This is a genomic window from Psychrobacter sp. NG27, assembly GCF_016106655.1.
In the GTDB taxonomy this organism is placed as follows: Bacteria; Pseudomonadota; Gammaproteobacteria; order Pseudomonadales; family Moraxellaceae; genus Psychrobacter.
The window spans coordinates 69,059-81,582 of the sequence record NZ_JADGIN010000004.1 but is presented as its reverse complement, the minus strand read 5'-3'; the positions used below and the strand labels follow the sequence as shown (position 1 = coordinate 81,582).

General features: G+C 45.6%; 10 protein-coding genes. 1 reads left to right on the top strand and 9 read right to left on the bottom strand.

Features of this window, described 5'->3' with window-relative positions; translation table 11 throughout:
• Positions 1 to 6: 6 nt before the first annotated feature.
• Positions 7 to 1,071, top strand: coding sequence for an NERD domain-containing protein (locus IP485_RS08015; RefSeq protein WP_198326789.1), 1,065 nt, complete (start codon positions 7 to 9; stop codon positions 1,069 to 1,071).
• Between the two features lie 12 nt (positions 1,072 to 1,083).
• Here the strand turns inward: IP485_RS08015 and IP485_RS08010 are convergent, their stop codons facing one another.
• The 9 genes from IP485_RS08010 to IP485_RS07970 all read right to left on the bottom strand — a co-directional run bounded on the left by IP485_RS08010 (position 1,084) and on the right by IP485_RS07970 (position 12,513).
• Positions 1,084 to 2,055 carry a peptide ABC transporter ATP-binding protein gene (locus IP485_RS08010; RefSeq protein ID WP_194364900.1) on the bottom strand — a complete coding sequence of 324 codons (972 nt, stop codon included), beginning with the start codon at positions 2,053 to 2,055 and terminating at the stop codon, positions 1,084 to 1,086.
• The gene (locus tag IP485_RS08005) at positions 2,052 to 3,125 is read right to left on the bottom strand and encodes an ABC transporter ATP-binding protein (RefSeq protein WP_198326788.1); all 1,074 of its coding nucleotides are present in this window, start codon (positions 3,123 to 3,125) and stop codon (positions 2,052 to 2,054) included. Before IP485_RS08005 ends, IP485_RS08010 begins: the two co-directional genes overlap by 4 nt.
• A 1-nt stretch (position 3,126) precedes the next feature.
• The gene (locus IP485_RS08000) at positions 3,127 to 4,041 is read right to left on the bottom strand and encodes an ABC transporter permease (protein WP_194197835.1); all 915 of its coding nucleotides are present in this window, start codon (positions 4,039 to 4,041) and stop codon (positions 3,127 to 3,129) included.
• Positions 4,042 to 4,197: 156 nt separating this feature from the next.
• A complete protein-coding gene (locus IP485_RS07995) occupies positions 4,198 to 5,214 on the bottom strand; it encodes an ABC transporter permease (RefSeq protein WP_197134655.1) in 1,017 nt (338 codons plus the stop codon).
• A 164-nt stretch (positions 5,215 to 5,378) separates the two neighbouring features.
• Entirely contained in the window at positions 5,379 to 7,019 is a 1,641-nt protein-coding gene (locus IP485_RS07990) for an ABC transporter substrate-binding protein (RefSeq protein ID WP_198326787.1), read from the bottom strand.
• Between the two features lie 472 nt (positions 7,020 to 7,491).
• Positions 7,492 to 9,135, bottom strand: coding sequence for a GMC family oxidoreductase (locus IP485_RS07985; RefSeq protein ID WP_198326786.1), 1,644 nt, complete (start codon positions 9,133 to 9,135; stop codon positions 7,492 to 7,494).
• A gap of 224 nt (positions 9,136 to 9,359) precedes the next feature.
• A complete protein-coding gene (locus tag IP485_RS07980; RefSeq protein ID WP_198326785.1) occupies positions 9,360 to 9,686 on the bottom strand; it encodes a DUF779 domain-containing protein in 327 nt (108 codons plus the stop codon).
• Between the two features lie 181 nt (positions 9,687 to 9,867).
• Positions 9,868 to 10,896: an alcohol dehydrogenase AdhP gene (adhP, locus tag IP485_RS07975; protein ID WP_198326784.1), complete on the bottom strand. Its 1,029-nt coding sequence runs from the start codon at positions 10,894 to 10,896 to the stop codon at positions 9,868 to 9,870.
• Between the two features lie 90 nt (positions 10,897 to 10,986).
• Positions 10,987 to 12,513 (bottom strand): aldehyde dehydrogenase family protein, encoded by a 1,527-nt coding sequence (locus IP485_RS07970; RefSeq protein WP_198326783.1) that lies wholly within the window; start codon positions 12,511 to 12,513, stop codon positions 10,987 to 10,989.
• Positions 12,514 to 12,524 lie beyond the last annotated feature (11 nt).

Genomic DNA, 12,524 nt, shown 5'->3' with positions numbered 1-12,524 from the left:
TATAATATGTCCCTAAAATCCAGCTTTAAAGGTTTCCTGGGTGAAACCGTTATCAATGTAGCCATGTGGTTAAAACTAGAAAAAGATGTTTATCACCGCTTAAACGCTATTACCTTGCCAAGAGACAATGGTGGCAGTACCCAAATCGATCATATTATCGTCTCTGTATACGGCATCTTTGTCATCGAAACCAAAAACTATAAAGGCTGGATATATGGTAGCGAAAAGCAAAAGCAGTGGACACAAGCCTTTCCAAATGGGAGTAAATTCAAATTCCAGAACCCACTGCGCCAAAATTATCTGCACATTAAGACGCTTGCCGATTTATTAGGGTTGGAGCTGAGCTACTTTCATTCGATGATTGCTTTCATCGGTGAGTGTGAGTTAAAGACCCGTGATGAGTTGCCTGAACACGTATTGACGAGTGGGATGGTGTCTTATGTGAAGAAGAAGCAAGATAAGATACTGACTGAAGACGAGGTTAAGTACATCGTTGAGCAGATTAACAGTAATAGATTTAGCAAATCTTGGCGCACTAACAGAGAGCATAAAGCCTATCTAAAAGATAAGCATAGCCTCTCAAACAAACAGCTTAGTGGTAACGCTAATGATAAACCATTTGCTAAAGTGGCTAATAAGCCTACACCCGCGCCGATAGCAAAAGAGCCCGCTAAACGACCCACGCTGAAAAGTAGAGAAGTGCTGCGATGGTCGGGTCAGACTGAGATTGAATCTAGCGAGTTACTAACTGACAATATGAATACTCAGCAGACAAACATACCATATGATATGGCTAATAAAGTGTTTCTTACACCGTTTGAAGTTATAAATCTTGAGTTATCGGGCAATGATTTTAAAACGGCTGAATGTGAGATTATCACGTCTAATAGCACCAATCTTAAAGCTGTTGAGCAAACAAGTCATACTGCTGTGGCAGCGCAAATACCAACCTGTCCGAGATGCAACGGCGAGATGGTTGAACGCACTGTAAAAAAAGGCGCACGACAAGGTCAGGCCTTTTATGGGTGCGCGCAGTTTCCTAAGTGCCGAGGCGTAGTAAATACAGCTTAGCTATTAGTCCTCTTATCCATAGATTTCTTCCAAGCGTAAACAAGCCACCAATCGACCATCCCATTCGCGCAGTTGTGGCTCTATTTCGCTGCATTGCTGCTTGGCATATGGACAACGTTTATGCAGTGCACAGCCACTTGGCGGGTTAAGCGGACTTGGTAGCTCACCTTGTAGCGTCAAATCATTTTTATGACCATTTACCGTTGGGGCAGCAGCCAATAGGGCGATGGTATAGGGGTGTTTTGGCGCATTATAAATCGCTTCTTTCGGGCCGTGTTCGACCGCTTGACCTAAATACATCACCATCACATCATCAGCGACGTGGCGTACGACCGATAAATTGTGCGAGATAAAGACGTAAGCGGTGCGATACTCATCCTGCAAATCCATAAATAGATTTAAGACTTGCGCTTGGATTGATACATCGAGTGCAGAAGTCGGTTCATCAGCGACGACAATTTTAGGATTGAGCATCATCGCGCGGGCAAGGGCAATACGTTGGCGTTGACCCCCTGAAAACATATGTGGATAGCGGCCTGCATGTTCGGGACGTAGACCAACATTTCTCATCATCTCGTTGATTTTGTCACGCTTTTCTTCTTTAGAGAGTTTCGTATGAATATCCAATGGTTCCGTCAACTGATAGCCGATAGTATGGCGCGGATTTAAGCTACCATAAGGGTTTTGGAATACCATTTGAATTTCGGTACGCAGCTCTTTTAGCGCCTTTCTACTATAGCCAGTGGTGCCTTCATCGTTGATAAATAGCTCACCATGAGTAGGCGCTTCGATCAGCGTCAGCTGGCGGGCAAGGGTTGATTTACCGCAGCCTGACTCACCAACGACGGCCAATGTCTTGCCAGCTTCGAGCTCGAACGAGATACCATTGAGGGCTTTTACGTATGCTTTTGCTTTGCCCAGACCTTGTGATACTGGGTAGTGCTTGTGTAAATTATCTGCTTTTAAGACCACTTTGTTACTCATACTTGGGACTCCAAAGTAGCAGCGTGAGAGGTAGAGTTTCGAGAAGAAGGATCAGCATGAATACAGCGTACCTTGCCAGTAGGTGTATCTAAAATAGGCGGTGGTACTTCACAAGTGGGCTCCTTGTATGGGCAGCGCGGGGACAGTAGGCAACCACTTGGGCGATCGTATTGACTTGGTACGACCCCTGGTAAGCTATTCAATCTATCTTGACCGATAGCGAGCTCTGGGATGGCTTGCAGTAATGCTTCAGTATAAGGGTGAGCAGGATGTTGAAAAATCTCTGGCACCGTACTGGTTTCAACCACTTGTCCGGCATACATGACCGCGACATCACGTGAGTTCTGTGCGACCAGTCCCAAGTCATGAGTGATCAATACCATCGCCATTTGCTTTTCGCGTTGCAATCGGCTCAGCAAGTCCATGATTTGCGCTTGTACGGTGACATCCAGAGCTGTAGTCGGTTCATCGGCTATCAGTAGTTTTGGCTCACAAGCAATCGCCATCGCAATCATAACCCGTTGGCTCATACCACCTGATAGTTGATGCGGATATACCTTTAGACGATTCTTGGCATCGGGCATCTCAACCAACTCTAGCAGTTCTAATATGCGCGTCTGTACTGCGGCGCCTCGCAAACCGAGATGCTTGCGTAGTACTTCGCCCAGTTGCATTTCAACGGTGAAACTTGGATTTAGGCAAGACATCGCATTTTGAAAAATCATAGAGATATCTTTACCAATGATGCCGCGCTTCTCTTTGGCTGGCATGCTAAGCATGTCTTTGTTATCAAACATTACTCGCTGTGCGCGGACTGTCGCAGAGGGTGGCAACAGTCCCATTAGCGCCATCATAGTGACGGATTTTCCTGAGCCAGATTCACCCACGACAGCGATGACTTCACCTTGTGTAATCTTTAACGACACATCATCGACTGCACGAAAGGCGCGTATCCCTTGACCGAAAGTAACTGAAAGATTTTCGATATCTAATAACAATGGAGATTCTTTTTTTGATGCGCCATTCATAGAGGTATGATTGATAGGCGTTTTAATTAATGGTTCAGTCATGTTATGTCACCTGCTTTAATTTGGGATCTAGTGCATCTCGTAAGCCATCACCAGTCAAGTTAATCGACAGAGCAGCTAAGAAAATAGCGACACCCGGCCAAATAGCGAGCCAAACATTACTTTGAATATATTGGCGTGCCGTACCTAGCATCGCACCCCATTCAGCATCAGGTGGCTGTACGCCAAAGCCTAAGAAACCAATCGCGCCTGCTTCTAAAATAGCAGAAGAGAAAATCATAGTCGCCTGTACGATGAGCGGTGCCATACAGTTGGGCAAAATAGTGATAAACAATAAGCGCAGTACGCCCGCACCCATTACCTGCGAGGCAATAAAGTACTCACGTTGTAGCTCTACCATCGCAGTGGCACGAGTCAGCCGAATAAAAGGTGGTGTACAGACCAGTGCGATCGTAATAATCGTATTGGTCATAGAAGGCCCTAAGATAGCGGCAATGATGATGGCCAATAGCAAGCTCGGATAGGACATCAAGATGTCATTGACCAGCATGACGGCCTTGCCCCAGACCTTTGGCCAAAACGCAGCGCTTAACCCGAGTGAGATACCAACTAACATTGCAAGCGTCGTGGCGCTTAGACCGATAAACAATGAGTAACGCGCGCCATACATCACCCGGGACAGCGTATCTCGACCAGCATCATCAGTGCCGAGCCAAAACATCGTATTGCCACCATCTAGAAAGGCAGGTGGCAATTGCTCTTGACCGGTGAATAATTCATAAGGGTCATGGGGAGCAATGGTAGGCGCGAGTATGGCAATAAGCACCATCAAAGCCAGTACAATAAAACCAAGTACCGCGCCTTTGTTACGACAAAATGTCGATAGAAACAGCTGCCAAGACGAGGGCGGCGTGAGAGCCGCAAGCTTAAGATCAGAGGGAACAGCAGAAGGCTTCATGAGCATTTCCTATAGTGGCTAACGCGTTACAAGTATGTAGAGTCCTATTTCTAGCAACCATTCCTAGCAATCATTCAGGAATGTGCTGAAAACGACTCAAAACCATGCAATCACTATTCGTCACTACTTATAATATGAGTATTTATCAATGTTAGATTAAGAAGTATGTCGAATACGTGGGTTGATAAGACCATACAAAATATCAATAAATAAACTAACCAAAATCAAGGCAGTGGCGACCAGTAAAATACCGTTCTGTACGATAGGATAATCACGAGTGAAAAATCCATCAAGTAGCCAATTACCAACGCCTGGCCAACTAAAGATGGTCTCGGTAATAATCGCACCCGCGAGTAATGTTGCCATCTGTAGGCCAACGACCGTAACCACTGTAATTAAGGCATTGCGCATCACGTGTACCAAAATTACGCGGCTTGGTGATAAGCCTTTGGCTCTAGCCGTACGTACATAGTCTTCATCCAGTACTTCTAGCATCGCCGAGCGCGTCATCCGTGCAATCATTGCAAGTGGAATAGTCGATAAGGCAATAGAGGGTAAGATAAAGTGTTTGACCACGTTCCAAAAAGCACCAGGCTCTCCTGATGTTAGGGAGCCGAGTAACCATGAGCCGTATAAGGGCTGCACATCTAAAAACTGTGCGACAGAGATCACCCCAGCGACAGGTAACAAGCCTAAATAGTGAGCGAATATCCCTGTGAGGATTGGCCCTAATAAATAGATAGGCATAGAGTACCCTGCCAGCGCACCTGACATGAGGGTGTAATCAATCCAAGTACCACGTCGCAGCGCGGCAAAGATGCCCAAGCTCACGCCAATGACACTAGCAATAACAATGGCGCATAGAGCTAGCTCTAAGGTTGGAACGAAATGGGCAAAGAAATCTTGTAAGACTGGGGTTCGAGTACGAAAAGACTCGCCAAAATCACCCGTCAAGATGCCAGTCAGATAATCCCAATATTGGGCTACAAGAGGTTTGTCTAATCCCAGCCGCTCTAGGGCGCGAGCATGTAGCTCTGGATCGACCATACGTTCGCCCATCATAATCTCGACCGCATCTCCAGGCACGAGACGAATCAGAGTGAAGGTCGATAGCGTTAAGCCAAGATAGACAGGAATGAGAATAGCGATTCGACGCAGAATATAAAGTAGCATGGGCTGCTCAATAGTTGTGATTCAATGATAAGAGTGTTTGCGATGGTGAGAGGGTCCGCGACAAGGCGTTTAATGCAGATGAATACGGCTGGTGCAGGAAGTCTGACCCAGCCGAATATAAATTAAACCATTATGTATGTCGTATCGAACGTAATCAGTAAGGGCTATTCGACCTTGACACCATCGAAACGTATTGAGCCAAGTGGGCTGATTTTATAATCGACCACGTTTGGTGCGGTGAATACGGTCACAACAGAATGCGCCATCGTCGTCCAAGGTAGCTGCTCTTTGAATATTTGCTGCGCTTGTACATATTCATTCACGCGCTCATCTTGATTGTTAATCTGACGGGCATTGGTGACTAAGCTGTCAAAATCTTTATTACACCAGCGCGAGTAGTTGTTACCACCGACTGCGTCACAAGATAACAATGAACCCAACCAGTTGTCTGGATCGCCATTGTCGCCGGTCCAACCCGCTAGAATGACATCAGGCTCGCCTTTGGCCGCGCGTTTTAGGTACTCACCCCATTCATAAGTCACAAGCTTGGTATTGACGCCAATCTTGGCCCAATCTGCTTGTAGCATTTCAGCCATTAGCTTAGCGTTAGGGTTATAAGGGCGTTGAACTGGCATATACCATAAGTCGATAGAAAGGTTGTCTGCGCCCGCTTCTTTGATAAGGGCTTTTGCTTTCTCAACGTCATAAGGCGCGTCTTTGAGCGACTTGTCGTAACCCCACTGCGTCGGCGGCATCGGATTGGTGGCTTTTAATCCTTCGCTTTGATAGACGGCATTGATAATGGCGTCTTTGTTGATGGCCATGTCTAATGCTTGACGTACTTTCAGATCGCTCAGTTTAGGTTTTTCGACGTTATAGCCCACATAACCGACGTTGAAACCGGGTTGGTCTAGTACCGTTGCCTTACCAGAATTTTTGACTGCCTCAATCTCAGCAGGCTTTGGATAAGCGGATACATGACATTCGCCTGCTTGCACTTTTTGGGCGCGTACGGCTGAATCTTTAGTGATGACAAACACTAAGTTATCGATATGAATGTCGTCTTTGTTCCAGTAATCTGGGTTTTTGGTATAGCGAATTTGTGCGTCTTTTTGATAAGAAGTAAAGACGAAAGGTCCGGTACCCACTGGCTTGGTATTGATATCAGCTGCATTGCCATCAGCCATTAATTTGTTGGCGTATTCAGCAGAATCGATATAAGCAAAAGGCATCGCTAGGTTCTGTAAGAACGGTGCATTGGTCTCGCTTAGCGTGACTTTTACCGTATAGTCATCAACCTTTTCGATATTAGAGATGATATCTGGTAATCCCATGCCTACAGAATAAGGAAATTCAGCAGGGTAGGCTTTATTAAACTCAAACTCTGGGTTGGTGATACGCTCTAGCGTAAAGAGAATATCGTCTGCATTAAAGTCACGAGTCGGGGTAAAGTAATCGGTCTTACCGAATTTGACCCCTTTGCGTAGATTGAAAGTATAGGTTTTGCCATCTTCGCTGACATCCCAGCTTTCGGCCAATCCTGGTTGAATTTCAGTCTCTGCTCGCTTGAATTCTACCAAACCGTTGTAAATAGGGAAGGCGCTTGCATCAAAATCAGTCCCTGATGTGTACTGTGCTGGATCAAAACCAGCAGGGCTGCCCTCTGAACAATAAAGCAGCGTCTTGGCTCCTTTCGCATCTGCACTGGCAGCAGAGTCGTCAGTGGTTTTATTGTCGCCACTACAGGCGCTCATACCTAAAACAACGGTCGCTAACATCGTGAGTTTAAAAAGTGATTTTTGCATTATTACATCCTATGTAGTGACAGGTAGTTACTCATGTATCCACATGCTCATACTCGACCATGAATTTAATGAGCAGGCGTATAGTGACCTTCAAAATGTTTATTTATATGATTTTCATATATACAAAAAGAAACATATTATAAGTTGTTATAACTTTAAGTTTTATCGTCATAAACTTAAATTACAAATAAGTCGTTCGAATATACCCTCTTAATCTGTAGTAACGCAAGCTATAAATAGACTTATTTTGATAAAAAGTACATGAAAACGCTGCTTACAGTACAAATTCAGTAGGATATGCAAAAATCTATTGGCTTTTGTATATACATTTAGGATTGGAGGATGAGTAGCATAAAATTATTTAAGTAGGGTTTTATGACTAAATAAGAATGAAAAGAAATAATCTGGTTACGTTTTTTTGACGTAACCAGTTATAAGACTCTTTCAGAATGTCTGTCTATGCGACAATATTTTACGTGACAGTGTTTTTGTGATGGTCATGAGTTGCCTTGATAAGATCGGCTATTTTTTCGGCAATCATAATCGTTGGTGCATTGGTGTTGGCACTGATCAGGGTTGGCATGACTGAGGCATCGATGACTCGCAGTCCATTCACGCCGCGTACTTTCAATTCTAGGTCGACCACAGAGCTGTCATCTGAGCCCATTCGGCAGGTGCCCACAGGATGATAGATGGTATCTGACTTGTTACGAATGTAGCCGAGCATGCCGTCTTTTTCGAGATATGGAGCAGGGTAGTCCTCGGTAATGTATTTAGCGAGCGCGGACTCTTGCATGATGGCGCGTGTACGCTCAGCACCGGCTATCATATACTCGACATCTTTGGGATGCGATAGATAATTCGGATCAATCAGTACGGAATCGGAAGGGTCGGCTGAGTCCAGCCTGACAGTGCCGCGACTTTCAGGACGCAGATAGCAACTGTGACAGGAGACGGCAAACCCGCGTCTCAAATCGCGTCCATGCTCGATCACGCGTGAGATAACAAAATGCAGCTGGGTATTCGGCCACTCTTGTGGGTCGTCACCGACACTAAAGAATGCCCCTGCTTCGGCATAATTGGTAGATAGCAATCCTGTACCGTCTTTTCGCCACTGCCGAATGCTTTTGGTCAATGTAGACAGCGCGGCCATACCGATACCAATGACATCGGTGGTATTGACCTCGTAATCGAACACCACATCGAGGTGATCCTGCAAGTTGCCACCGACATCAGGTGCGTCTACCACGACGTCAATGCCATGCGCCTGCAAATGCTCTGCGGGGCCAATTCCTGATAGCATCAGTACTTTAGGTGAGCCAAATGCGCCACCTGATAGGAGGACTTCATGGTTTGCCATGATCGTATGCTCAACGCCGTCTTTTTCGTAGATCACGCCCGTCGCCTGATTGTCTTCAATAATGACACGGTTGGCTTGCGCATGAGTGATGACAGTTAGGTTAGAGCGAGTTTGGACAGGATGTAGATAGGCGGCAGCAGCAGAACAACGCTGGCCTTGTTTTTCACCATGAAAATGGGTAACTTGATATAGCCCTGCACCGTCTTGCTTATCGCTATTAAAGTCTGTGTTGTGATTCAAACCATTGGCAATGGCGGCTTCTACAAAGGCCTTTGAGATGTCACGTGGACTGAGTAAGTCACTGACATGCAGCGGTCCGCTATCGCCATGTAGCTCACTACTGCCGTGGACGTTGTTTTCAGCTTTGATGAAGTAGGGCAGTACATCGTCAAACCCCCAACCAGCACAGCCTTGTTCTACCCAGCGCTCATAATCCAGCTTACTGCCACGTGTATAAATCATGGCATTGATAGCAGATGAGCCGCCCAAGCATTGCCCACGTGGTTGAAAGCCGCGTCGGTCATTTAAGTGTTTTTGCGGGGTAGTATGGAAGCACCAGTTGTTTAGCTTAAGTGGTTTGCCAGGAACCATTAGAATAAGCCCAGCAGGGACACGCACGGCCAAATCTTTACCATCGCCGCCATATTCTAATAAGCAGACACTGATGTCTGGATTTTCGGTAAGACGACTGGCCAGCACGCAGCCTGCGGAACCACCGCCGACGATGACATAATCAAAGGCTTTGTCAAATTCCATTTTATATTCCTTATAGCATCCATGCTAATAAAAACGAGCGTTTCAAAATAACTTACGTCTTACAATATCTACTATTTTGCCGAAATAATAAAATAAAAATGACTCTGCGGTGTCTGTTTGTATGAGCAATATCATGAGCCACTACTGTGATATCAAGCCGCAAGCTTAAGCTCATTATTCAGCATTGATCCTGTCTGCTCAGTCTGGCTTTTTTGTCTGAAAATTCAGATTGAGCAGACTTCTGAGCGCACGATAAATCGTTTGCCCTCTGGTATCTCTAGTGAGAAGCTTGCGCCGCGTCCATTGACCACATCAATGGTGAGATCGGTGTGTTGCCATAAATTATACTGTGCCTTGCCCATATAAAATGGACAGCCAGCCAGCTCACCAACCAGTACATCCTGACCACCCACTTTGAACTCTCCTAATGGATAGCACATAGGTGAGCTACCATCACAGCAGCCACCTGATTGATGAAACATCAGCTCACCGTGTTTGGATTTCAATAGCTCAATTAATGCTTTACAGGTTTCTGTTGCCGTAATTTTCATAATGATTTCCTTATCTTTAGAGAATATTAATATAATCCATAGTTTTATTGAGTAAGAATGCAAGAAGTCGCATCTTTTTCTTTCACATCATTTATAGTATGTGATTGAAATCGATACGACCTGTTGTTTACGATTAAACCTGCGAATCATTAAAGTAGTATTAAAATGTCAAAAGACATGTCTACATACTATAGTCAATCACAATTCGTCCCTCGATTTTACCGTCACGCATACGCTGAAAAATATCATTAATGTTCTCAAGTGGCTCAGCGGCAACAGTCGCTTTTACTTTACCTGCTGCTGCCATCTCTAGTGACTCTTGTAAATCCAGACGGGTACCAACGATTGAACCACGAATGGTGATCCCATTCAAAACGGTATCAAAGATTGATACAGGGAAATCACCAGTTGGTAGACCATTGCAGACTAAGGTACCACCGCGTCGTAACATACTTAATGCTTGATCAAATGCTTTGGTAGATACGGCTGTGACTAGTACACCATGAGCACCGCCGATCTCTTCTTGTAGGAATTCACCCGGATCAGTGTTTTTTGCATTGATAGTGACTTTTGCGCCCAGTTTTTTGGCAAATGCGAGCTTCTCGTCGTCAATATCAACAGCAGCAACATTGAGTCCCATGGCAATGGCATATTGTACAGCCATGTGACCAAGGCCGCCTATACCTGAAATGACAACCCAGTCGCCTGGCTTAGTGTCGGTCATTTTAAGACCTTTGTATACCGTGACGCCCGCACATAAAACAGGGGCAATCTCAATAGAGTCGACACTCTCAGGGATAATGCCAACATAGTTTGCATCTGCTAGTACATATTCTGCGAAACTGCCATTCACGGAGTAACCAGAATTTTCTTGCTTTTCACACAAGGTTTCCCAGCCACCCAAGCAGTGCGTGCAGTGTCCACAAGCAGAGTAGAGCCAAGGCACACCAACGCGGTCACCTTCTTTAACATGATGTACATTATCACCAACGGCAGTTATAAGCCCGACGCCTTCATGTCCCGGTATGAAAGGTGGACTGGGTTTGACAGGCCAATCTCCCTCAACCGCATGTAAGTCAGTGTGACAGACACCTGATGCCTGCATCTTAACGACGATTTGACCAGCGCCTGGCGTTGGTATATCTACTTCTTCAATTTCTAAGGGTTGTCCGAACTTATGTAGCACAGCCGCTTTCATTTTTTGACTCATATGGCGCTCTCTTATGGATTAATTTTATATGCATAGCACAATACCTCTGTGCTATGACGTTATCTATAAATCGTCGCGTTCAATCAAATCTTAGAAGAAGCCCATCGCTTTAGGACTATAAGAGACCAGCATGTTTTTGGTTTGCTGATAATGGTCTAGCATCATTAGATGGTTTTCGCGGCCAATACCAGATTGCTTATAACCACCAAAGGCTGAATGCGCAGGGTAGAGGTGATAGCAGTTTGTCCATACGCGACCAGCTTTAATGCCACGACCGAAACGATAAGCACGAGTACCATTACGCGTCCATACACCAGCACCAAGACCATATAAAGTGTCATTGGCGAGAGTCATCGCTTCTTCATCGTCTTTGAAAGTAGTGACAGCAAGTACAGGGCCAAAAATCTCTTCTTGGAACACGCGCATGTCGTTGGTGCCCTCAAAAATAGTTGGCTGTACATAGTAGCCGTTTGCCATGTCGCCATCATGTTTGGCAAGCTCTCCACCGACCAAGACTTTGGCGCCTTCTTTTTTACCGATATCGAGATAAGACAGAATTTTCTCTAACTGATCAGAGCTGGCTTGAGCCCCAATCATGGTATCAGTATCAAGCGGGTTGCCCATTTTAATGGCTTTGACGCGAGCGATACAGCGCTTCATAAATTTATCATAGATGCTTTCATGTACGAGGGCACGCGATGGGCAAGTACAAACCTCACCTTGGTTGAGTGCAAACATCACCAAACCTTCAACGGCTTTGTCTAAGAAGTCATCGTCTTCATCCATCACATCCGCAAAGAAGATGTTCGGGCTCTTACCGCCCAGCTCTAGCGTGACTGGAATGATGTTTTCACTGGCGTATTGCATGATTAAACGACCAGTGGTGGTCTCACCAGTAAAGGACACTTTATCGATACGTGGATTGGACGCGATTGGTTTGCCTGCTTCAACACCAAAACCGTTAACGACGTTTAGGACGCCTTTGGGGAGAATGTCAGCCGCGCCTATCAGCTCAAGCATGTACAAAACAGAGGCAGGGGTTTGCTCAGCAGGTTTTAATACCACACAGTTACCCGCAGCAAGGGCAGGGGCAATTTTCCAAATCGCCATGAGGATAGGGAAGTTCCAAGGAATGATCTGACCGACGACACCTAGTGGCTCATGAAAATGATATGCGACAGTGTCTTCATCTATTTGGCTGATACCGCCTTCTTGCGCGCGAATCACACCAGCAAAATAACGCAAATGGTCGATGGCAATTGGAATATCAGCGGCAAGTGTTTCACGTACTGGTTTGCCATTCTCATAGGACTCAGCAATCGCGATGGCCTCTAAGTTGGCTTCGATACCATCGGCAAGTTTAAGCAAGATATTAGAGCGTTCAGTGACGCTCGTTTTGCCCCATGCGTCTTTTGCCGCGTGAGCTGCATCTAGTGCCGCTTCTACATCTGCTTCTTTTGAACGTGCGATCTGACAGAAAACTTTACCATCGATAGGACTTGAGTTGTCAAAGTACTCGCCATCGATGGGCGGCGTCCACTCACCATTGATAAAGTTGTCGTATTTTTCGCGGAATTGGACGGGACTGTTTTCAGTATTGGGATAAGCGTATAACATTAACCACTCCT

Coding starts and splice junctions, on each gene's coding strand:
- IP485_RS08010 (WP_194364900.1), bottom strand. CDS start 2,055: ATGAGTAACAAAGTGGTCTTAAAAGCAGATAATTTACACAAGCACTAC.
- IP485_RS08005 (WP_198326788.1), bottom strand. CDS start 3,125: ATGACTGAACCATTAATTAAAACGCCTATCAATCATACCTCTATGAAT.
- IP485_RS07985 (WP_198326786.1), bottom strand. CDS start 9,135: ATGGAATTTGACAAAGCCTTTGATTATGTCATCGTCGGCGGTGGTTCC.
- IP485_RS07970 (WP_198326783.1), bottom strand. CDS start 12,513: ATGTTATACGCTTATCCCAATACTGAAAACAGTCCCGTCCAATTCCGC.
- IP485_RS07980 (WP_198326785.1), bottom strand. CDS start 9,686: ATGAAAATTACGGCAACAGAAACCTGTAAAGCATTAATTGAGCTATTG.
- IP485_RS07990 (WP_198326787.1), bottom strand. CDS start 7,019: ATGCAAAAATCACTTTTTAAACTCACGATGTTAGCGACCGTTGTTTTA.
- IP485_RS07995 (WP_197134655.1), bottom strand. CDS start 5,214: ATGCTACTTTATATTCTGCGTCGAATCGCTATTCTCATTCCTGTCTAT.
- IP485_RS08015 (WP_198326789.1), top strand. CDS start 7: ATGTCCCTAAAATCCAGCTTTAAAGGTTTCCTGGGTGAAACCGTTATC.
- IP485_RS08000 (WP_194197835.1), bottom strand. CDS start 4,041: ATGAAGCCTTCTGCTGTTCCCTCTGATCTTAAGCTTGCGGCTCTCACG.
- adhP (WP_198326784.1), bottom strand. CDS start 10,896: ATGAGTCAAAAAATGAAAGCGGCTGTGCTACATAAGTTCGGACAACCC.